The sequence below is a fragment of the Amycolatopsis sp. 195334CR genome, from assembly GCF_017309385.1.
Lineage (GTDB): Bacteria > Actinomycetota > Actinomycetes > Mycobacteriales > Pseudonocardiaceae > Amycolatopsis.
Genome location: NZ_JAFJMJ010000001.1, coordinates 1,371,747 through 1,392,669, shown reverse-complemented (window position 1 = coordinate 1,392,669; position 20,923 = coordinate 1,371,747). Strand labels below are relative to the sequence as shown.

Annotated in this window: 21 protein-coding genes; 11 read left to right on the top strand and 10 right to left on the bottom strand. The window is 70.6% G+C overall.

Annotation, left to right across the window (positions count from 1 at the left end; genetic code table 11):
- Nucleotides 1-64: 64 nt before the first annotated feature.
- Nucleotides 65-1,945 (top strand): acyl-CoA dehydrogenase, encoded by a 1,881-nt coding sequence (locus tag JYK18_RS06760; RefSeq protein WP_206801290.1) that lies wholly within the window; start codon nucleotides 65-67, stop codon nucleotides 1,943-1,945.
- Nucleotides 1,942-2,589: a Pr6Pr family membrane protein gene (locus JYK18_RS06755; protein WP_206801289.1), complete on the top strand. Its 648-nt coding sequence runs from the start codon at nucleotides 1,942-1,944 to the stop codon at nucleotides 2,587-2,589. Before JYK18_RS06760 ends, JYK18_RS06755 begins: the two co-directional genes overlap by 4 nt.
- Here the strand turns inward: JYK18_RS06755 and JYK18_RS06750 are convergent.
- The gene (locus JYK18_RS06750; protein WP_206801288.1) at nucleotides 2,546-3,253 is read right to left on the bottom strand and encodes a TioE family transcriptional regulator; all 708 of its coding nucleotides are present in this window, start codon (nucleotides 3,251-3,253) and stop codon (nucleotides 2,546-2,548) included. The genes JYK18_RS06755 and JYK18_RS06750 overlap by 44 nt on opposite strands.
- Before the next feature lie 83 nt (nucleotides 3,254-3,336).
- Here JYK18_RS06750 and JYK18_RS06745 point away from each other — a divergent pair, with 83 nt between their 5' ends.
- Nucleotides 3,337-4,461 (top strand): erythromycin esterase family protein, encoded by a 1,125-nt coding sequence (locus tag JYK18_RS06745; protein WP_206801287.1) that lies wholly within the window; start codon nucleotides 3,337-3,339, stop codon nucleotides 4,459-4,461.
- Nucleotides 4,462-4,514: 53 nt separating this feature from the next.
- Here the strand turns inward: JYK18_RS06745 and JYK18_RS06740 are convergent, their stop codons facing one another.
- On the bottom strand, nucleotides 4,515-5,192 hold the full coding sequence (locus JYK18_RS06740) for a hemolysin III family protein (protein WP_206801286.1): 678 nt from the start codon (nucleotides 5,190-5,192) through the stop codon (nucleotides 4,515-4,517).
- A 90-nt stretch (nucleotides 5,193-5,282) separates the two neighbouring features.
- Here JYK18_RS06740 and JYK18_RS06735 point away from each other — a divergent pair, with 90 nt between their 5' ends.
- On the top strand, nucleotides 5,283-6,059 hold the full coding sequence (locus tag JYK18_RS06735; RefSeq protein WP_206801285.1) for an isoprenyl transferase: 777 nt from the start codon (nucleotides 5,283-5,285) through the stop codon (nucleotides 6,057-6,059).
- A 77-nt stretch (nucleotides 6,060-6,136) separates the two neighbouring features.
- Here JYK18_RS06735 and JYK18_RS06730 read toward each other — a convergent pair whose 3' ends face one another.
- Complete coding sequence (locus tag JYK18_RS06730; RefSeq protein ID WP_307795800.1) at nucleotides 6,137-6,364, bottom strand: hypothetical protein; 228 nt, start codon at nucleotides 6,362-6,364, stop codon at nucleotides 6,137-6,139.
- 762 nt (nucleotides 6,365-7,126) lie between these two features.
- Here JYK18_RS06730 and JYK18_RS06725 point away from each other — a divergent pair.
- Entirely contained in the window at nucleotides 7,127-8,410 is a 1,284-nt protein-coding gene (locus JYK18_RS06725; RefSeq protein ID WP_206801283.1) for a PhoH family protein, read from the top strand.
- A gap of 70 nt (nucleotides 8,411-8,480) precedes the next feature.
- Here the strand turns inward: JYK18_RS06725 and JYK18_RS06720 are convergent, their stop codons facing one another.
- The gene (locus JYK18_RS06720) at nucleotides 8,481-9,920 is read right to left on the bottom strand and encodes a GuaB1 family IMP dehydrogenase-related protein (RefSeq protein WP_206801282.1); all 1,440 of its coding nucleotides are present in this window, start codon (nucleotides 9,918-9,920) and stop codon (nucleotides 8,481-8,483) included.
- 11 nt (nucleotides 9,921-9,931) lie between these two features.
- A complete protein-coding gene (locus JYK18_RS06715) occupies nucleotides 9,932-10,291 on the bottom strand; it encodes a helix-turn-helix domain-containing protein (protein ID WP_307795799.1) in 360 nt (119 codons plus the stop codon).
- A gap of 140 nt (nucleotides 10,292-10,431) precedes the next feature.
- On the opposite strand from JYK18_RS06715, the gene JYK18_RS06710 reads away from it, so the two are divergent.
- Nucleotides 10,432-10,638: a hypothetical protein gene (locus JYK18_RS06710; RefSeq protein ID WP_206801280.1), complete on the top strand. Its 207-nt coding sequence runs from the start codon at nucleotides 10,432-10,434 to the stop codon at nucleotides 10,636-10,638.
- On the opposite strand, the gene JYK18_RS06705 is transcribed toward JYK18_RS06710, so the two are convergent.
- Nucleotides 10,621-11,238 carry an MBL fold metallo-hydrolase gene (locus JYK18_RS06705; protein ID WP_206801279.1) on the bottom strand — a complete coding sequence of 206 codons (618 nt, stop codon included), beginning with the start codon at nucleotides 11,236-11,238 and terminating at the stop codon, nucleotides 10,621-10,623. The two genes, JYK18_RS06710 and JYK18_RS06705, sit on opposite strands and share 18 nt — an antisense overlap.
- 65 nt (nucleotides 11,239-11,303) lie before the next feature.
- On the opposite strand from JYK18_RS06705, the gene JYK18_RS06700 reads away from it, so the two are divergent.
- The 5 genes from JYK18_RS06700 (at nucleotide 11,304) to JYK18_RS06680 (ending at nucleotide 15,314) form a co-directional block, all read left to right on the top strand.
- On the top strand, nucleotides 11,304-12,530 hold the full coding sequence (locus tag JYK18_RS06700; protein WP_242578986.1) for an NADH:flavin oxidoreductase/NADH oxidase family protein: 1,227 nt from the start codon (nucleotides 11,304-11,306) through the stop codon (nucleotides 12,528-12,530).
- 77 nt (nucleotides 12,531-12,607) lie between these two features.
- Nucleotides 12,608-13,567 carry a helix-turn-helix transcriptional regulator gene (locus JYK18_RS06695; protein WP_206801278.1) on the top strand — a complete coding sequence of 320 codons (960 nt, stop codon included), beginning with the start codon at nucleotides 12,608-12,610 and terminating at the stop codon, nucleotides 13,565-13,567.
- A 32-nt stretch (nucleotides 13,568-13,599) separates the two neighbouring features.
- Nucleotides 13,600-14,430: an NBR1-Ig-like domain-containing protein gene (locus tag JYK18_RS06690; RefSeq protein WP_206801277.1), complete on the top strand. Its 831-nt coding sequence runs from the start codon at nucleotides 13,600-13,602 to the stop codon at nucleotides 14,428-14,430.
- 147 nt (nucleotides 14,431-14,577) lie between these two features.
- Complete coding sequence (locus JYK18_RS06685; RefSeq protein ID WP_206801276.1) at nucleotides 14,578-14,970, top strand: hypothetical protein; 393 nt, start codon at nucleotides 14,578-14,580, stop codon at nucleotides 14,968-14,970.
- Between the two features lie 11 nt (nucleotides 14,971-14,981).
- Nucleotides 14,982-15,314 carry a hypothetical protein gene (locus JYK18_RS06680; RefSeq protein WP_206801275.1) on the top strand — a complete coding sequence of 111 codons (333 nt, stop codon included), beginning with the start codon at nucleotides 14,982-14,984 and terminating at the stop codon, nucleotides 15,312-15,314.
- On the opposite strand, the gene JYK18_RS06675 is transcribed toward JYK18_RS06680, so the two are convergent.
- From JYK18_RS06675 to JYK18_RS06660, 4 genes are all read right to left on the bottom strand, one after another.
- Entirely contained in the window at nucleotides 15,304-16,818 is a 1,515-nt protein-coding gene (locus JYK18_RS06675) for an ATP-dependent DNA ligase (RefSeq protein ID WP_206801274.1), read from the bottom strand. The two genes, JYK18_RS06680 and JYK18_RS06675, sit on opposite strands and share 11 nt — an antisense overlap.
- Nucleotides 16,819-16,855: 37 nt before the next feature.
- Nucleotides 16,856-18,523 (bottom strand): PstS family phosphate ABC transporter substrate-binding protein, encoded by a 1,668-nt coding sequence (locus tag JYK18_RS06670; RefSeq protein ID WP_206801273.1) that lies wholly within the window; start codon nucleotides 18,521-18,523, stop codon nucleotides 16,856-16,858.
- A 64-nt stretch (nucleotides 18,524-18,587) separates the two neighbouring features.
- Complete coding sequence (locus JYK18_RS06665) at nucleotides 18,588-19,979, bottom strand: PLP-dependent aminotransferase family protein (protein ID WP_206801272.1); 1,392 nt, start codon at nucleotides 19,977-19,979, stop codon at nucleotides 18,588-18,590.
- Complete coding sequence (locus tag JYK18_RS06660) at nucleotides 19,969-20,802, bottom strand: helix-turn-helix domain-containing protein (RefSeq protein ID WP_206801271.1); 834 nt, start codon at nucleotides 20,800-20,802, stop codon at nucleotides 19,969-19,971. Before JYK18_RS06660 ends, JYK18_RS06665 begins: the two co-directional genes overlap by 11 nt.
- Nucleotides 20,803-20,923: the final 121 nt, after the last annotated feature.

The following is a 20,923-nucleotide window of genomic DNA, read 5'->3' as shown; positions in this document are numbered from 1 at the left end:
TTTGGCGCTGCGGCAGGCTGGGTTACCAACGAGTAGGTAGCCTGCCGCAGCCCCAGGAGGAGCCGTGCCCGACCTCGAAGTCCAAGCCGAAGCCCTGACCGCGGTACTGGACGGCCGGTGGGCCGAACTCAAGCGCGGCGTGCGCGCGCAGATCGCCGACGAGAAGTTCCGCGACCCCACCGAACTGGACACCGAGGCGCACCGGGCGCAGGTGCTGGAGCAGATGCAAGCGCTGGCGCGCACGGATCGCCCCGGCCTCGGTTACGACCCGGCGTACGGCGGTGGCGGTGACGTCGGCGGGTCGTTGACCTCGTTCGAGATGCTCGGCTTCGGCGACCTTTCGCTGATGGTCAAGGCCGGCGTGCAGTGGGGCCTGTTCGGCGGGGCCGTGCAGTTGCTCGGCACCGAGCGGCACCACGAGCGGTACCTCCGCCGGATCACCAGCCTCGACCTGCTCGGCTGCTTCGCGATGACCGAGCACGGGCACGGGTCCGACGTGCAGAACCTGCGGACCACGGCGACCTTCTCCGACGGCGGGTTCGTCATCGACACCCCGGACGAGTCGGCGGTCAAGGAGTACATCGGCAACGCGGCGCGTGACGGTGAACTGGCCGTGGTGTTCGCGCAGCTGATCACCGGCGGCGAATCCCGTGGTGTGCACGCCTTCGTGGTGCCGATCCGGATCGACGGCAAGCCCGCGCCCGGCGTGACCATTACCGACTGCGGCCTCAAGGCCGGGTTGAACGGTGTCGACAATGGACGGTTGTCGTTCGACGGCGTCCGCGTGCCGCGTGAGGCACTGCTGAACCGCTTCGCCGACGTGGCCGAGGACGGCACGTATTCGAGCCCGATCGACAGCGACAACCGGCGGTTCTTCACCATGCTGGGCACGTTGATCCGCGGCCGGATCAGCGTGGCGGGCAGCGCGGGCAACGCGACGAAGCGCGCGCTCGCCGTCGCCGTGCGGTACGGCGAGCGGCGCCGCCAGTTCTTCAAGCCGGGTGGCGACGAGGTCGTCCTGCTGGATTACCGGGCGCACCAACGGAAACTGCTGCCCGCGATCGCGAAGACGTACGCACTGCACTTCGCGCAGGAGGAACTGGTCGGCACGCTGCACGACCTCGGGATGGATCCGCCGGAGCAGGAGCAGCGCGAACTGGAGTCGCGGGCGGCCGGCCTCAAGGCGGTGACCACCTGGCACGCCACGCAGACCATCCAGCTGGCGCGGGAAGCCTGCGGGGGCGCGGGATATCTCGCGGAGAACCTGCTGCCCGCGATGAAGGCGGACACCGACGTGTTCACCACGTTCGAGGGTGACAACACGGTGTTGCTCCAGCTGGTGGCGAAGGGCTTGCTGACCAGTTACAAGGACCAGTTCGCGGATCTGAGCACGTTCGGCACGGTGCGGTTCGTGGCCGAGCAGATCGTGGAGACGGTCATCGAGCGCACGTCGGCGCGCAAGGTGGTCGAACGCCTGGCCAGCGCGAGCGACGACGACGTGCTGTTCAACCGCGAATGGCACCTGAAACTGTTCGAGGACCGGGAAGAACACGTCCTGGACGGCGTCGCGCGACGGCTGCGGAAGGCGGCGGAGGCCGGCGATCCGTTCGAGGCGTTCAACGACGCGCAGGACCACGTGCTGCGGGCCGGTCGGGTGCACGTCGACCGCCTGGTGTTGGAGGCTTTCACTGCCGCGATCGCGCGCTGCGCCGATCCCGCCGCAGCGGCGTTGCTCGAGCGGGTGTGCGACCTGTACGCGCTGTCCAACATCGAAGCCGACCGGGCCTGGTTCCTGGAACACGGCCGGCTGACGTCGTCGCGGTCGAAGGCCGTGGTCTCGGCGGTGAACTCGTTGTGCGCGGAGCTGCGCCCGCATGCGCGCGTACTGGTCGACGGTTTCGCGGTGCCGTCCCAGTTCCTGCGTGCTCCGCTGCTGGAGTCGTGACCAGGGCGTCCCGGTGGTGGCACGGCGCGCTGGCGCTGGTCATCATCGGTTCACTGGTGATCCAGCTGGTCCTGCTGTTCAGCGGCGGCGCCGACGCGAACTCGGGGGAGACCGGCGGCGGCATCGGACTCCGGCTGTGGCGGTTGTTCAGCTACTTCACCATCGAGAGCAACCTGTTCGTGCTGGTCACCGCGCTGGTGCTGGCGTGGAAACCGGAGGTGGACGGCAGGCTGTGGCGGATCGTCCGGCTGGACGCCCTGCTCGGCATCCTGATCACCGGCTTGGTGTTCGCCATCGTGCTGGCGCCGCAGGTGCACCTGACCGGCGCCGCGCTGGTCGCCACGATCGGTTTCCACTACGTCTCGCCGTGGGCCTGCGTGGTGGCGTGGCTGTTCTTCGGGCCCCGGCCGCGGATGACCTGGGGCACGGTCGCGGGCGCGTTCGCCTGGCCGGTGGCTTGGCTGGTCTACATCTTCACGCAGGGCGCGTTCACCCGGTGGTACCCGTACCCGTTCCTGGACGCGGCGGAACTGGGTTTCGGCGTCGCCGTGCGGAACGCGTCCCTGGTGGTCGCGCTGGCACTGGTTTTCGCGGTGTTGTTCAAGTTCCTCGACCGGCGGCTGCCAGTTCCAGGTAAGCACTGAGCAAAGTGGCCGCTTTGAGCATGGCGAGGCCCTGTGCGTTCAGCTTCCGCTGCCAGTCGTCGAGGGCGCGGGCGAGTGAGTCGGTGCCGCCGGCCGTGCGGATCTGCTGGACCACGGTCGCGATGTGCTCGAGCGGGTAACCGCCGCGCCGGAGCAGGTGGGCGAGTTCGGCGTCGCGGATGTCGCCCGCCTGGTAGACGCGGTAACCGGTGCCTTTTTCCCGTTGCGGGGCAAGGATTCCGACGGCTTCCCAGTTGCGCAGGGTCGCTCGGGTGACGCTGAGCTGGTGCGCGAGCTCGCCGATGTTCCGCGCGGTCGTGGGCTTTCCCGGTGGGGCTTGAGCGGTCAGGTGGTCGACCGCTTCGCGCACGGAGTCGAGGGTTTCGCGGTCGCGGAGGAGCTGGGCGTGCCCGCGGTCGATGGTGGTCAGGAGTTCGTCGAGGGCGTTCCGGTGGGCGGCCCGCATGATCTGGCCGCCGAGCGCGTGACCGTAGGCGGGGATGAGGGCGAGGAACGCGCGGAGGGCGGCGGCGTGGAGCTCGGTGTAGATGCGGTAGCCGCTGGGGGTGCGCTCGGCAGGCGGGAGGAAGCCGTCCTGCTCGTAGTTGCGGACGGCCTGGGTGGAGATCCCGTGCTCGCGGGCGAGGTCGGTGGGTCTCTTCATGGCTGTTTGAGACTTTACCGTGTCTCTTCTGGGGCGTTGTGCTGAGAGTTTCAATGGAGCTTTCAGCGATACGCTTGACCCACATGAGCCAGGACATTCGAGACTTCGTCAGTGATTCCGTGGACATCGTGGCCTACGGTGAGCCCACCCACCAGGAACCGGCCTTCGCCGGGGTCCGCAACGAGCTGTTCGCCCAGTTGGTGTCGGCGCGGGGCTTCCGCTCGATCGTGCTGGAGACCGACCGCGTGGCGGCTTTGGCGGTGAACGACTACGTCTTCTCGGGAACCGGCGACTTCGACGAGGTGATGCGGGCCGGCTTCACCCACGGCTTCGGCGAGTTGAAGTACAACCGGGAGCTTGTCGGCTGGATGCGTTCTTACAACTCTGAGCGCTCACCCGCCGACCGCCTGACCTTCCACGGCTACGACACGCCGATGGAGACCATGAGCGCGCCGAGCCCGCGCACGTACCTGGAACACGCCCGCGACTACCTCGGCCTGTCCTGGGACATCGCTTCGGTGGCTGGAGACGATGACCGCTGGAGCCGAACCGAGTCGGTGATGAACTACGCCGACTCGCCCGGGCTGACGCCCGATGCTGTCCAGTTACGCGTACTCGCCGACGACATGATGGTCCGGCTCCACGCGAGTGCCTCTTCGCTGATCGCCGCCGGTTCGCTGGCGGCGTGGCGCCGTGCTTACGTGTTCCTGACCGCGGGCATCGCGCTGCTGAGGTACCACGCGCAATGCGCCCAGCCAGTGGACCCCATGGACACCCGAGTCTCGGCGCTGGGTGGCACGCGAGATGCCCTGATGGCGGAAAACCTGCTGAACATCAGGACTTTTGAGCGTTCCCGCGGCGGGACACTCGTCTTCTCGCACAACCGTCACCTGCAGCGGGTGGAGAGTGTTCTGGACATGTGGGACATGAAGCTCTCGTGGTCTTCCGCCGGCGCCATCGTCAGTTCGATTTCGGACGAGACGTACACCTTCATCGCGGGATCTTTGGGTGCCAGCGCGGCCATCTCCCTGGCCGCCCCGCCCGCGGGCACCTACGAGGCCGCCCTACCCACTTCTTCCTGGACCCTCCTCCCGGCGGCTTCGGTCCCCTCCGCCACCACCCGCACCGACCCGACCCCGATGCAGGGCTACTTCCCTTTGGACCCCGACACCCTCTCCGACGCCGAAACCATCCTGCACATCCCCTGACCGCGCTGCCGAGGTGAGCCGCTTCCACACCCGCGGCTCACCTCGCGTCGCAGTCAGGCGTACATCGCCAGCCAAATGGCAATGTAGTGCGAAGCGGCGGCCAGCACCGTGCACGCGTGGAAGTACTCGTGGTACCCGAACACGTGGGGCCAGTGGTTCGGCCACTTGACCGCGTAGAACACCGCCCCTGCCGTGTAGAAGGCGCCTCCGACCAGCAGCAGTACCAAAGCCGCGACCCCCGCGCTGGCCAGGAGTTCGGGCAGCACGAACACCGCCACCCAGCCCAGCGCGATGTAGATCGGCACGCCCAGCCACCGCGGGGCCGTCGGCCACAGGAGCTTCAGCGCCACCCCGGCGATCGCCCCGCCCCAGACGATGGCCAGCACGACGTAACCCGTCGGCTTGGACATGGCCAGCAGCGTGAACGGCGTATAGGTCCCCGCGATGAACAGGAAGATCATCGAGTGATCCGCCCGCTTCATCCACTGGTACGCCTTCCGGCTCCAGATGCGGCGGTGGTACAGCGCGCTCACGCCGAACAGCCCGAGCACGGTCAGGCCGTACACCGACGTGGCCAGCGCGGCCACCCCGGACACCGTCGACGCGGCGAGGCTGATCAGCGTGGCCGCGGCGGCCACCGAGACGAAGAACGACCAGAAGTGGATGTGTCCCCGCAGGCGAGGGCGGCTTTCCGGGCCCGGCCGGGGCTCGAGATCGGTAGCAGTGCTCACCCGTGCCAGGTTACGGGAGCGTAGGTGGAATTCCACTCGAGCGTGGCGCGCCCCACCGCCCCACGCGCCGGTTGCGTACGCTGTGCCGACGTGAGCGTTCGATCATTCGTCGCCGACATCGTGTACAGCGCGTACTCGCGGCGCCTCATCCAGCAGGCCGCGGGCAAGCACCCCCGGCACATCGCGATCATGCTCGACGGCAACCGCAGATGGGCGCGCGAGGCCGGCTTCACCGACGTCAGCGACGGCCACCGGGTCGGCGCCAAGAAGATCGCCGACTTCCTCAGCTGGTGCCGCGAGGCCGACGTCGAGGTGGTCACGCTCTGGCTGCTCTCCACCGACAACCTCAGCCGGACCTCCGAGGAGGTCGAGGCCCTGCTCGAGATCATCCCCGACGTGGTCGACGAGCTGTCCGGCCCGGAAACGCCGTGGCGCCTGCGCATGGTCGGTGCGCTCGACCTGCTGCCCGAGCACACCGCCAAGCGGCTGACCGCCGCCGCCGAGCGGACCGACAAGCGCACCGGCATGGAGGTCAACATCGCCGTCGGCTACGGCGGCCGCCAGGAGATCGCCGACGCCGTGCGCAAGCTCCTGCTCCACCACGCCGACGAGGGCACCAGCATCCGCGAGCTGGCCAAGATCCTCGACGTCGACCACATCTCCGAGCACATGTACACCTCGGGGCAGCCCGATCCCGATCTCATCATCCGGACCTCGGGCGAGCAGCGGCTGTCCGGTTTCCTGCTCTGGCAGTCCGCCCATTCGGAGTTCTGGTTCACCGAGGCGTACTGGCCCGCCTTCCGCCGGGTCGACTTCCTGCGTGCGCTGCGTGACTTCGCGGTGCGGCACCGGCGGTTCGGCGCCTGAGTCATTCACGCCATTTCAGTCGAACATGACGAAGGGCCCGGAGCGAACTCCGGGCCCTTCGCATGGTTACTCGCGGATCAGTCTTCGTCCAGCGAGTAGAGGACCAGCGCCGGGGTGTTGGCGATACCGGCGTACGCACCAGCGACCAGCGAGGCCGCACCGTAGCCCAGTGCGCCGCCACCCTCGATGAAGGTGTAGTAGGCGTCCGAGAACGTCACCTTGTCGGTGGCGTTGGAGTCGGTGTCCGGCGACTGTGCGAACGCGGTGCCGCCGACCATCATCAGGCCCACGGCGGTAGCGGCCACGAAACCAGCCTTCTTCAGCACTGCGCACACTCCTATGTAGAAATGGGACTCCGGGGGAGTCGAGGGGATCCCTGCTTTCCCTCGACGTGAAAATTACTACCGATTACCGCCCGGTGTCTGTTTGGTGCCACCATTGTGTGAGGGTTTTCCTGGGCTCCTCACCCGTTCCGGGTGCCATTCGCATTTCCATCCGGCAGTCCACAATGTCCCGTGTTAAAGCCACTGTGGACAATGGTCCGCGTTCGAATCGTCATTCGGCTCGGTGAACGGGCATCGCGCGGGGGTAGCTGGCCCGGGTGATCGCTCACGCAGCGTGACAGGTGAGCCGGTTTCACTCCCTGTTCGTAACCTGCGACTGACGGTGAGATGACGGTTTGACGAATCACCTGTGTGGCTGCCTGCAGTGTTCGCGATCCGCAGGTAGCTTGCGAAGTGATGGACCGCGACCCCTGCGGGCCATCACGGGAGGCCCTGGTCGTGGCGGTCGTAGAAGGAGCGGTTCAACCGCTCGTGATACGCACGAGTGGGCCGGCACCCGGCCCTCGTGGCCGCGAAGGCTGAGGCGCGCACAGCGCCGAAGCCGGAGCGGACCAACCGGGGCAGTGCCCGGCCCAGCGAGTGCGGGCGTGGTGCCACGCCCACGAGGGAGATGCCGTCGTGACTGCGCAGCGTTTGCCCCGAAAGGCCTCCGGCCGCTCTTCGACCAGTGCCGACGGCACTGAGAAAGTTCTCGAATCCCCAGAATCCCCGCGGCACACCTATGTGCTCGACACCTCGGTCCTGCTGTCCGACCCCTGGGCCGTGACCAGGTTCGCCGAGCACGCCGTGGTCCTGCCGCTGGTGGTCATCAGCGAACTGGAGGCCAAGCGCCACCACCCCGAACTGGGCTGGTTCGCGCGGGAGTCCCTCCGCCTGCTGGACGACCTCCGGCGCACCCACGGCCGGTTGGACGCCCCGGTTCCGATCGGCGAGAGCGGCGGCACGCTGCACGTCGAGCTGAACCACTCGGACCAGTCCGTGTTGCCACCGGGTTTCCGCACCGACTCCAACGACCACCGCATCCTGGCCTGCGCGCTGAACCTCGCGGTCGAGCTCGAAGCGGTGACGCTGGTGACCAAGGACATCCCGCTGCGGGTCAAGGCGGGTGCGGTGGGGCTGGTGGCCGACGAGTACCGGGCGCAGGAGGTCACGCCGTCGGGCTGGACCGGCATGGCCGACGTCGACGTGCAGCAGCCGGTGCTGGACGCGCTCTTCCACGACGGGCCGGTCACCCCGGCCGAGTTCGGCCTCGACGAGCTGGGCGAACTGCCCTGCCACACCGGGTTGCGGCTGCTCGCGGGCAGCTCCAGCGCGCTGGGGCGGATCACCCCGGACAAGCGGATCCGGCTGGTGCGCGGGGACAAGGAGGCGTTCGGCCTGCACGGCCGGTCCGCCGAGCAGCGGATCGCCCTCGACCTGCTGCTCGACCCCGAGATCGGCATCGTCTCGCTCGGCGGCCGGGCCGGTACCGGCAAGTCGGCGCTGGCGTTGTGCGCCGGGCTGGAGTCGGTGATGGAACGCCGCGCGCACCGCAAGGTCGTGGTGTTCCGGCCGGTCTACGCGGTCGGCGGGCAGGAGCTGGGCTACCTGCCCGGCTCGGAGTCCGAGAAGATGCAGCCGTGGGCGCAGGCGGTGTTCGACACGCTCGGCGCGCTGGTCAGCCAGGACGTGCTGGACGAGGTGTTCGACCGGGGCATGCTCGAGGTGCTGCCGCTGACGCACATCCGCGGCCGGTCGCTGCACGACGCCTTCGTGATCGTCGACGAGGCGCAGTCGCTGGAGCGGAACGTGCTGCTGACCGTGCTCTCGCGGCTCGGCACGGCGTCGCGGGTGGTGCTCACGCACGACGTGGCGCAGCGCGACAACCTGCGCGTCGGGCGGCATGACGGGGTCTCGGCGGTGATCGAGAAGCTCAAGGGCCACCCGCTGTTCGCGCACGTCACGCTGACGCGCTCGGAGCGTTCCCCGATCGCCGCCCTGGTGACCGAAATGCTCGAGGATCACTGACGCCCGGATGCAGTGAATGTGGCTTTCACAGCGCCAGGCGCTGTGAAAGCCACATTCACTGCACGGCGGCTTACCAGCCGGCGGGCAGGGGGCGGCCTTCGGCGAAACCGGCGGCCGACTGGATGCCCAGCACGGCCCGCTCGTGGAACTCCTCCAGCGTGCGCGCGCCCGCGTAGGTGCACGCCGACCGCACGCCGGAACCGATCGAGTCGAGCAGGTCCTCGACGCCGGGGCGGCCCGGGTCCAGCGCCATCCGCGAGGACGAGATGCCCTCCTCGAACAGGCCCTTCTTCGCGCGCTCGTAGACGTTGTCCGTGCGCGTCCGCGCGCCGACGGCCCGCTTCGACGCCATGCCGAACGACTCCTTGTACGGCCGCCCCTGCTCGTCGTACCGCAGGTCACCGGGGGATTCGTGGGTGCCGGCGAACCACGAGCCGACCATCGCCGCCGACGCGCCGGCCGCCAGCGCGAGCGCGATGTCGCGCGGGTGCCGCACGCCGCCGTCCGCCCACACGTGCTTGCCCAGCTCACGGGCGGCCGCGGCGCATTCGGCGACCGCGGAGAACTGCGGGCGCCCCACGCCGGTGGCCATCCGGGTGGTGCACATCGCGCCGGGACCGACGCCGACCTTGACCACGTCGGCACCGGCGGCGATCAGGTCGCGCGTGCCCTCGGCGGTCACCACGTTGCCCGCCACGATCGGCACCGACGGCGACACCGAGCGGACGGCCTTCAGCGCGGCGATCATCTTCTCCTGGTGACCGTGCGCGGTGTCGACCACCAGCACGTCCACGCCGCCCTTGAGCACGGCTTCCGCCTTGGCGGCCACGTCGCCGTTGACGCCGATCGCGGCGGCCACGCGCAGCTTGCCCGCGGCGTCCAGCGCCGGGGTGTAGATCTCCGCCCGCAGCGCGGCGACCTGGGTGAGCACGCCCGCGAGGCGTCCGGTCTCGTCGACGCCCAGGGCGAGCTTGTCGCCGTGCTCGTGCAGGCGCTCGAAGACCTCGCGGGGCTCGGTGTCCAGCGGCACGGTGACGGCGGCGGGTTCGACGATCTCGGCGAGCCGCGCGAAGCGGTCCACGCCCTGGCAGGCGGCCTCGGTGACGATCCCGGCCGGGCGGCCTTCGTCGTCGACCACCACGACGGCGCCGTGGGCGCGCTTGCCGACCAGGTTCAGCGCGTCGGCGACGGCGTCCCCGCCGGTCAGCACGAGCGGGGTGTCCCAGACGACGTGCCTGCTCTTGACCCAGGCGGTGATGTCGGCGACGGCGGCCGGGTCCACGTCCTGCGGCAGCACCACGAGCCCACCGCGGCGCGCGACGGTCTCCGCCATCCGGCGCCCGGCGACGGCGGTCATGTTCGCCACCACCACCGGGAGGGTGGCGCCGGTGCCGTCCACGGTGGAGAGGTCGACGTCGAACCGGGACTCCACGTCGGAGCGGTTCGGGACGAGGAAGACGTCGTCGTAGGTCAGGTCGTGGGCGGGCCGGTGGCCATCGATAAAGCGCACGAGATCCCAGGCTACAGGGTTGTCGGCCGCGCTTCCGGCACGGCGGCGATCGCGGCGCCGGTTCGATACAGCTCGACCAGCAGCGGGCGCAGCTGCTCGCCGCGGGGCGTCAGGCGGTGGCTGGTGCGCGGCGGGAAGCCCGGCAGCGCGGTGCGTTCGGCGAGGCCGCGGGCGGCGAGCGCGGTCAGCCGTTCGGCCAGCACCTTGGCGGACAGGGTGGGCATCGCCTCCCGCAGTTCGCCGAAGGAGCGCGGGCCGGCCATCAGTTCGCGCAGGACCAAGGTGGTCCACCGGCCGGAGATCGCGGCGAGCGCGACCTCCACCGGGCAGTCCGGTTCGGGCCGCCGGGTGCGGCCTCGGGCGTCCGGCACCAACTCTGTATTTGGCCGTGCCTCCGGCACGGCGCGCGAATTCGCTCGGATCCGATCGCTTCCCTCGCGGTTCGATGCCGCTGGGCGGCCTCGAACCACTCAGTCCAGCGATCGGCGCGAATTCGCGTTCCGGACCGTGAGTGCACGAATTCCAGGCACTGGCCCTGCCGATCACCGTGCGGCCGCGGCGCGTCGAGGTGGCCGGTGACCTCGCCCTGCTGATCGTCGACTGGACGGTCGGCGACGAAATCAGCGGCACCGCCACCGACGTCGCGCGCCGGGGCGGGGACGGGTGCTGGTGCTACGTGATCGACAACCCGTTCGGGGTGTCAGTCCCAGCCGGTTGAGGCGGCCTTCTCCGTGCCGATGGTGGTGCCCTCGCCGTGGCCGGTGTTCACCCGCGTCTCCTCGGGCAGCCCGAACAGCTTGTCCTGAATGGACTTCTTGATCGTCGGATAGTCCGAATAGGACCGTCCGGTGGCGCCGGGGCCGCCGTTGAACAGGGTGTCGCCGGTGAACACCGTGCCGAGGTCGGCCGCGTACAGGCAGACCGCGCCGGGCGCGTGCCCCGGCGTGTGGATCACCTTGAGCCGGGTGCCCGCGACGGTCAGCTCCTGGCCGTCGGCGAGTTCACCGTCCGGGGCGCGGTCGGCGTGCGTGAGGTCCCACAGCACGCGGTCCTCGGGGTGCAGCAGGATCGGCGCGCCGGTGCGGCTCGCCAGCTCGGGGGCCGCGTTCACGTGGTCGTTGTGCGCGTGGGTGCAGACGATGGCGACCACCTTGCGCTCGCCGATCACGCCCTCGATCCGCGCCGCGTCGTGGGCCGCGTCGATGACCAGCACCTCTTCGCCGTCCCCGACCAGCCAGACGTTGTTGTCCACGTCCCAGCTGCCGCCGTCGAGCTCGAACACGCCCGACGTCACCACGTTCTGCACAATCGCCGTCATGCCGCCGGACCCTAACAGTGACCGGGATCACCTTGGGATACTGACGGTATCTACTCTCCCGTTAAATGGCCCGCATGGGTGCGGTGGAACTCCTGGCTGAGCCGGTGGAACTGCGGTGCGGGGCGAAGCTGCCGCACCGGATCGCCAAGTCGGCGCTGAGCGAGCAGCTCGGCGACCGGCGCAACCGGCCGTCGGCGGAGCTGGTCGAGCTGTACCGGACCTGGGCGCGCGGCGGCTCCGGCCTGCTCTGCACCGGCAACGTGATGGTCGACCCGGCCGCGCTCGGGGAGCCGAGGAACGTGGCGCTGCCGGAGAAACCGGACGCCGCCGAGTACCGCACCTGGGCCGATGCGGTGTCCGGCACCGACGCCCAGCTCTGGGTGCAGCTCAACCACCCCGGCAGGCAGAGCCCGCGGTTCCTGTCGCGCCAGCCGGTCGCGCCGTCGGCGGTGCCGTTCGAGTCCCGCGGCATCCGCTCGGTGTTCGCGCCCCCGCGCGAGCTGACCGGTGACGAGATCGAGGCGATCATCGACCGGTTCGCGCTCGCCGCGATGACCTTCGTCGAAGCCGGGTTCGGCGGGGTGCAGCTGCACGGCGCGCACGGTTACCTCATCTCCCAGTTCCTCTCGCCGCTGACCAACCGCCGCACCGACGTCTGGGGGCAGCGGCGCAGCCGCTTCCTGCTGGAGGTGGTGCGGGCGGTGCGCGGGGCGATCGGGGACCACGTGCCGTTGTCGGTGAAGCTGAACAGCGCGGACTTCCAGCGCGGCGGCTTCACCGAGGAGGAGTCGCTGGCCGTGGTGCGCGAGCTGGGCGAGGCCGGGATCGATCTGCTGGAGGTCTCCGGCGGGACCTACGAGCGCGCCGCGATGATGGGGATGACCAGGGAAAGCACCAGTCGTCGTGAGGCGTACTTCCTGGACTACGCGACCAAGGCGCGCAAGGTCACCGACGTGGCGCTGATGGTCACCGGCGGGTTCAGCACCGCGGACGGCATGGCCGACGCGGTGCGGTTCGGCGCGCTGGACGTGATCGGCCTCGGCCGCCCGCTGACCGTCGCCCCCGACCTGGTCGGGCGGCTGCTGGACGGCGAGGAGATCGGCGCCGAGCGGTTGTGCCCGAAGACCGGGGTCAAGCTGGCGGACAGCTGGCTGGAGATCCAGTGGCACACGCAGCAGATGCACCGGATCGCCGCCGGGAAGCCGGTCGACCGGCGGCGGGGCGCGCTCCGGTCGCTGGTGCACGCGGGGGTCAGCGACCCGCTGAACGCGTTCCGCCGGGTGCGTGGCTGAAAGATCTTCATGAGTGCGCTCGTGCGCGTCGCCGGTTACCGTGAGCAGGCCTGAGCGAACAAACAGGAGACGCACGCATGCTGCGGATTCATCTGTCGTCGGCCGATCTGGGGCGGGTGCGCGTGGCCCGGCAGCCCGACGAACTGTGGAACGTGGCGCTCGGCCTGCAACGGCTCCGCGCCGCGGACGGCTCGACCGCGCTCGGTGGGTGGCGGACTTGGGCCGGTGGTCAGGTGTCCCGCACGCCGGGTGGGCGCGAAGCGGTGCACCGGCTGGCCACGGTGTTGCCCAGTCGCGGGTACTTCCCGGATTTCCTGACCCCGACCAGGGGCGAGACCACGCTCGACGCGGGGGTGCGCACGCTGCTGGACACGCCGGCCGAACGGGTCGAGGCGGAGCTGCGGCTGCTCGGTGACCAGCGCTGGGAGCACACCAGGTGGGTGACCGAAACCGGGCTGGGGGACCTGGTCGGCGCGATGACGCGGTTCCACGAGGTGGCGATCGCGCCGGTGTCGCGGCAGCTGCGCGCGGTGTTCGAGGCCGAGCGGATGGTGCGGGACCGGATCCTGCTCGACCAGGGCGTGGAGGGGCTGCTCGACTCGTTCGCGCCGTTCGCGCGCTGGCGGGCGCCGGTGCTCGAGGTGGACTTCCCGGTGGAGCAGGAGCTGGAACTCGACGAGCGCGGTTTGGTGCTGTTGCCGTCGGCCTTCTGCCTGGGGCGGCCGACCAGCCTGCGGGACCCGGGCCTGCCGCCGGTGCTGGTGTACCCGGTGGCCGCGGACTGGTCGGAGCCGAAGGCCGAAGCCGGCGCGATCGCCGCCCTGATCGGCCCGACGCGGCAGCAGGTGCTCAGCTGCATCGCCCATTCCGACGGCGGGCGGACGACCACGGAAATCGCGCGAGAACTGGGCGTCTCCACGGCTTCGGCGAGTCAGCACGCGACGGTGCTGCGGAATGCGGGACTGATCTACAGCCGGCGGCTGGGCAATTCGGTGCTGCACGGCCCGACCGAACTGGGCAAGGCCCTCTCCGGCTGATACCGGCGGTGACCACTGGTTACGCTGAGGCAATGACTGAAGCGCGTCGCGGGCGGGTGGCGAAGGGGCCGGATCCCGCGGCTGGTCCGGTGCCCGAGTTCGCCCATGGGCTTTGGGAGTTGAAGCGGGCGGCCGGCGATCCCTCCTACGACCGCATGCGGGACGAGTTGGGGGCTCTCGCCTCCAAGTCGGCGTTGTCGGCGGCGGCGCGCGGGGATCGGTTGCCGTCCTGGGAGACGGCTTGGGAGTTCGTCCGGGTGCTGGCGGTCGGCGTGCTGGGGGAGGACGTCGAGCGGGTGCGTCACGAGTGGCGCGGCCGCTGGGAACGGGCCCAGCAACCGGCCAAAGAGTCCGTGGTCGAGGCGGTCCCGGTCGAACAGCCGCGCAAGCGGTGGTGGCCGGTGATCGGCGTCGCCGCGGTGGTGGCGCTGGTGCTTGCCGGTGGGCTCGTGCTGGTCCTCGGCCAGGAGGACCCGCCCGACCAGGCCACGCCCGCCGCCCCGATCGTGGACGGAGACGCTTCCGAGTACGTAAGCGACGTCACCCTCCAAGACGGCGCCCGCGTGCCGACCGACACCCAGGTGATCAAGACCTGGGAAATCCGCAACAGCGGCACCGTCCCGTGGGTCGGCCGCGTGCTGCGCCGCGAGGGCGCCTTCGGCGACCCCGACGAGTGCGTCACCCCGCCGCAGGTGCCCGTGCCCGACACTGCGCCGGGGCAGACCGTGCGCGTCTCGGTCGACGTGCGCACGCCGTCGCGGCCGGGGCACTGCCACGTCTACTGGAAGATGGCCGACGCGCAGGGCCGCCTGCTGCTCCCCGGCAACCGCGGCCTCTACTTCCTGCTCACCATAGACGGGTGAGTTTGGCTACCGCGACCGGTGGCCAAAGCGCTGACCTGCGTGGACAGTGGCTTTCCGGCCCGCGGCCGGTCGAGTGCTTCCGCGGTGCGCACCCGGCTCCCTAGCGTCATCTCCGTCCACAGCAGACAGACGGGGAGCACAGGGAACATGACTACTTCAGGATGGCTCAAGCGCGGCGGCGCGGTGCTGGCGCTGGCGATCGCGGTCCCGCTGGCGACCGCGCCGGCCGGTTCGGCGGCCGAGCGGGTGTGCGCCGGCGGGCAGCTCAAGGGCGGCCAGACCACCCGCGCCGAGGTGCTGGCCGACCAGAAGATCACCATCAAGGTCCACAACCACGACTACCGCGGCATGCTCGTCACCATCCGCGACGTGAAGTTCGACAAGGGCCTGTGGAAGGGCGTGGTCGGGCCGGGCAAGGACAAGAAGGTGACCACCGACATCTTCGGCGAGCCCCCGCTCGGCTACAAGATCGACTTCGAGGTCACCTCGAACGCCACGAACAACTACACCTACGCCATCTCATCGGCCCGCTGCTACTGAGGAGGACTTCCATGCGTGCATTCGCCAAAGCCACGGTCATGCTCGGGATCGCGGTGACCGCGCTGTCCGTCCCGGTAGCGGCCTCGGCCGCCGAGCAGGGAGCCACCGCCGCGCAGGCACCCAACGACGTGATCCGCACCTGCGGGGACGGCTACGCCGGCTACATCCGCCGGTTCGGCAAGGACGCGCTCTGCCTCAAGCCGGGCACCCGGACCTGGGGCGGGTTCGAGGCGTTCGAGTGCGGCGGCAAGGTGACCGTCTACTTCAAGGACGGCTCGAAGATCGGCTGCCCGACCAACTTCCCGTCCCACGGCGGCGTGGTCAAGACGGTCGCTAGCTGGTAGCCAACGTGGCCCGGACGGCGTCGATGGTGTCGGCGTCGCCCGGGTCCTTGTCCGGCCGGTACCGCACCACCCTCGCGAACCGCAGCGCGACCCCGCCCGGATAGCGCGTGCTGACCTGCGCGCCGTCCAGTTCGATCTCCACCACCAGCTCCGGGCGCACGTACACGGTCCAGTCGTCGCGCTCGCGCTCGATCTCCTGGAACTTCGCGGTCTGCCAGGTGAGCAGCTCGTCGGTGAGGCCCTTGAACGTCTTGCCGACCATGATCGGCGGACCGCCGTCGGGATCGCGGGCGCCGAGGTGCAGGTTCGACAGGTAACCGGTGCGGCGGCCGTGCCCCCATTCGGCGGCGAGCACCACCAGATCGAGCGTGTGCACCTGCTTGACCTTCAGCCACGCGTTGCCGCGGCGACCCGCGGCGTACGGCGAATCGAGGCTCTTCACCATCACGCCCTCGTGCCCGGCGGCCAGCGCGTCGCCGAGCAGCCGGGCCGGGTCGGCGGGCTCGACCTCACCGGGGATCAGGTGCTCGCCGACCACCTTGCGCAGGGCGGCGTTCCGCTCGCGCAGCGGGGCGTCGAGCAGGTCCTCGCCGTCGAGGTGCAGGCAGTCGAAGAAGTACGGCCGCAGCAGCAGCGCCCGCACCTGCTCTTCGCGCGTGCTGCCGAACCGGCTCATCGTCTCCTGGAAGGGCCGGGGCCTGCCGTCGTCGGTGAGGGCCAGCGTCTCGCCGTCGAGCACCACCGATTCGCACGGCAGCGCCTTGACCAGCTCGACCAGCTCCGTCACCGAACCGGTGATCTCGCGCAGCGTGCGGGTGTAGACGTGCACCTCGTCGCCGTCGCGGTGCACCTGGATGCGCGCACCGTCCATCTTGTACTCGACCAGCGCGCTCGGGTGCTCGGCGACGGCTTCGGCCAGCGATTCGGCCGGGGACGCCAGCATCGGCCGGATCGGCCTGCCCAGCTCCAGCCGGAACTCACCGAGCGCGGCCGAGCCCCCGTTCATCGCGGCCACGGCGGTGGCGGGCAGCCGCCCGGACAGCATGAACGCGCGGCGGACCACCTCCAGCGGCACCTCGGCGGCAGCCGCCACCGCGTCCACCATCACCCCTTCGAGCGCGCCCTGCCGCAGCTCGCCGGTCACCAGCCGGACGAGGAACTGCTGCTCGTCCTCGGTGGCCCGGCCGAACAGCTCGTGCAGCGCCTCCGTCCGCGGTTTGCCGGACCCCGATCCGGTGATCCCGGCGATGTCGGTGAGCCGCTGGTCCACTTCGGCGATGGTCAGCGACGGTTCGGCGGCCGGGGTGACGCCCAGCTCGGCCAGCGTGCGCCAGCCGACCCCGATCCGGCCATGCACCAGCTGACCGGTGAGGAAGCCGACCACCGGCGCCAGCTCCTCGGGTGAGGCCGCGCGCAGCACTTCGGCCAGCGTGGCGATCTTCGTCTTGCGAGATCGCGTCGCGCTGAGCGCGGCGGAGGCCTGCACGGCGTCGGCGAGCAACATGGCCCCATTGTGCGGCCGACCCCCGACAGTTCGCGCGTTACTCGCCCCGGACGCAGAGCGGGTGCGGGAAGCCGTCCCGGCCGACGCAGGGCGTGTACCCGGCGTCCTGCAGTTCGGCGCGGGCGGTGTCGCTGCCCAGGTAGTCGACGAACTTCTTCAGCAGCGTGTCGTTCTTCGGCACGCCCTTGGTGTAGAGGTACTCGATCGTCCAGAACGGATAACCGGGCTCGATCGCGGTGAAGTCCGGGTACCGGCCGTCGATCGTCGCGGTCACCACGGCCGGGTTCCGCGCGGTCGCCGCCTTCGCCGCGGGCGCGTCCGCGTAGCCGATCGCACCCGGGGTCGCGGCGACCTCCTCCAGCACCTGCGCGGTGCTGCTGCGCTCGCAGCGGGTGGTCGGCGCGGGCACGGTCGCCTGCTCGCACGAATCCGAGGACAGCACGCCCTCGGAGATCCGGCGTCCGTCACCACCGAGCACCTTGCCCTCGAACACCTGCCTGCTGCCCGATTCCTGCCCGCGCCCGACGATCCGGATCGGCAGCGACTCGCCGCCGCGCACGTCCTTCCAATCGCGGAAGCGGCCCTCGTAGATCCCGCGCAGCTGGTCCGCGGTCAGCCCGTCGACCCCGGCCGACGCGTTCACCACCACGCCGTAGACCACCACCGCCACCTTCTGCGACACCAGCTCGGGGCCGGCCTCACCGGCCACCCCGTCGGAGAGCACGGCCAGCTCGTGCTGGCGTTCCGGCGGCAGCTCGTTGAGCGCGCGGATGCCGTCGTTGCTGCCGGTCGCGCGGGTGGCCACGGCGGCGTCGGAGCAACCCGCGGCGTACTCGGCCGCGATGGTCCGCATGATCGGCTCGAAGGCGCTCGACCCCTCGACGTTCAGCGAGCCTTCGGCGCACTGCTCGGCCAGGTCCGGCCGGGAACCCGCGGTGAGCAGGGTCGCCAGCAGCGCGCCGGTGAGCAGCACACCGACCGCCACGGCCAGCACCGGCCAGCTCAGCCGCCGCTGCTTCTTCTCGTCCTTGATCCGGCCGCCGGTGATCCGGCCTTCGCGGTGCCACTCCTTGGTGATGTCCGGCCCGTCGGCGTCGTCCGGCTCGCGCAGCACCACCACCAGCTTGAACTTCTCCTTGGCCTTCAAGGAAAGCTTGCTCAGCCGCACGCCGTGCCACTGCGGTGGGGCGGGCGCCGCCTGCGCCTTGGCGGCGAACATGCCCCGCAGCCGGTCGGCCATCGAGCGGCGCAGTTCGGTCAGGCCCTCCTCCGGCACCCCGGTGGAGAAGAACTCCATGTTCTCCCGGACGAGCTTCCGCAGATCCGGGTCGCTCGCCTCGGAAATCCTGGCGTCCCAGACGATCCGCCTGCCGAAGGTGAACGCGATCGGGGTGTCGAAGTCGTCCGGGCCGATGTCGAAGCCGCCGGTGTTGCGGATCCGGATGACCACCACGCTGAGCCGGTCGAGCAGCTGCGCCAGCTGCCGCAGTTCGGGGTCGACGCCCGGCTCGCCGTTCAGGTCGACCGGGTTCAGCCCGATCTTCGAGTTGTACAGCACGCGGAACTGGATCCGCTTGCGGCGCACCAGGTACCGGTCCGCCAGCGGCGCGCCGATGGCGGCGAGCGCGGCGATGCCGAGCAGCAGGCTGCCCTGGTCGGAGCTCAGCAAGTCGGCCAGCGACTGCAGCACCTGCCCGATCCCCACACCGCCGGATCCTAGGCGGCGGTTTTGGCGCACCACGGCGAAAACCCGGCTGTTCACCGGGGGTTCAGCCGGTGGTGACCTCGGCCATCTCGGCCACCGCCGCCCGCAACCGGTCGGGGGAGGAGGCCGCGTACCCGAGCACCAGGCCGGGGAACGGGCGGCCCGCGGCCGAATGCGCGTACTCGGACAGCGCCGGCGCGTAGATCCCGCGTGCGGCCAGCGCCCGGTGCACCTCGGTGTCGTCGGTGCCGTCGGGCAGCCGGACCACCAGGTGCAGCCCGGCCGCGATGCCCACCGGGCGCCAGTCGGGCAGTGCGGTGGCGAGCGCGTCGAGCAGGGCGTCCCGCCGCTGGCGGTAGAGCCGCCGCGTGCGCCGCAGGTGGCGGTCGTACCCGCCGGTGCGCAGCATCCTGGCGAGCGCGGCCTGCGGCAGCGGCGCGCACCCGAGGTCGTGGCGGTGCTTGGTGCGGACGACGTGGTCGCGCAGGTGCGCGGGCAGCAGTAGCCAGCCGATGCGCAACGCGGGGATCAGCACCTTGCTCACACTGCCGATGTAGGCCACGCGGCCCGGGTCGAGCGCGCGGATCGCGCCGAGCGCGGGCCGGTCGTAGCGGTGTTCGGCGTCGTAGTCGTCCTCGATGACCAACCCGCCGGTGCGCTCGGCCCACGACAGCAGCGCGCGGCGGCGCTTCGGGTGCAGCGCCATGCCGAGCGGGAACTGGTGCGCGGCCGTGACCAGCACCGAACCACAGCCGGGCTCGGTCAGCAGGCTGATGTCGATGCCGTCCTCGTCGACCGGGACGCCGACCGGTTCGAGGCCGTGGGAGGCGAGCAGGTCCGCCTGCCCGAGGTGGCTCGGGTCCTCGACGGCGATCCGGTGCGCGCCGCGCTGGTGCAACACGGTCGACAGCAGGGACAGCGCTTCGGCGGCCCCGCTGGTGATCACCACGTCGTCCGGGCTGGTCGGCAGGGCCCGCACGCGGCCCAGGTAGCTGGCCAGTTCCACGCGCAGCTCGTGCAGTCCGGCGGGATCGGGGTAGCCGAGTCCCGCGTCGGGCAGGGAGTTCAGCGCCTCGCGTTCGGCGGCGAGCCATTCCGCGCGGGGGAAGGCGCCGAGCGCGGGCAGGCCCGGCTTGAGGTCGTAGCGCCAGGCGGGCGCGCTGGTGGTAGGGGCCGGTTTCGCTTCGGCGCCACCGCCGATCGGTGCCACGCGCGTGCCGGAACCGCGTTCGGCGAACAGGTAGCCCTCGGCGACCAGTTGCGCGTAGAAGGCCATCACCGTGCCGCGGGCCAACCCCAGTTGCACGGCGAGGTCGCGGCTCGACGGCAGCCGGGTGTGCGCGGGGAGCCTGCCGGAGCGGATCGCCTCGCGCAGCGCGGATTCGGCGGCCTTGCCCGGCCGTCCGCCCGCGTCGATCGCCGGGAGCAGCAGCTCCCGCAGTGCGCTATCCGGCACGGGCCGCCTCGGTCACCCAGGAGGCCAGCAGGTTCAGCCTGCGCTCGGATTCACTGCCGGGCTCGGCGGTGTAGGTGACCACGGCGAGGTCCTCGTCGGGCAGGCGCAGCGTTTCGTAGCGCAGGTCGAGGTCGCCGACGACCGGGTTGCGCACGAGTTTGGTGCAGTGGGCCTTGTCCTGCACCTGGTGCCGGGCCCACAGCTGGCGGAACTCCTCGCTGCGCACGGACAGTTCGCCGACCAGTTGCGCGAGCTTCGGGTCGTCCTGGTGGCGGCCGGCCTCGGCACGCAGGTTGGCCACGATCTCACCGGTGACCTTGGCCCACTGCGGGTGGAATTCGGCGGCCGAGTCGTCGAGGAAGAACAGGCGCGGGATGTTGCGCTCCTCGGGCGGCATCGCGTCGAAGTCGAAGGAGAGCGCGTTGGCCAGCCGGTTCCACGCCAGCACGTCCATGTAGCGGCCGAAGACGAAGGCCGGGACCTGCATGGCGTCGAGCAGGTGCTGGAGTTCCGGCCGTACGCGGGGTTTGGCCGGGGCGCTCGGGCGGCGGCGTTGTGGCGTGGCGAGGTTGCGCAGGTAGGCCTCTTCGTCGGCGGTCAGGCGCAGTGCGCGCGCGACCGCGTCGAGGATGGCGTCGGAGACGTTGCGGGCGCGGCCCTGCTCCAGGCGCGTGTAGTAGTCGACGCTGATCCCGGCCAGCTGCGCGAGTTCCTCGCGGCGCAGCCCGGCCACGCGCCGGTGGTTGACCCCCGGCGGCAGCCCGAAGTCGGAGGGGTCCAGTTCCGCGCGCCGGGCCCTGAGGAAGCCGCCGAGTTCGGTCATGCCTCCAGTATCCCCGCCTGGGGGCGAGGTGCCTGGTACTGGCAGACCCAGGTTGCGGCGGGCCTGGGCGGTCGTGGTTCCCGGACGCAGGCTGGTGTCAGGACTCCGGACTCCGGACTAG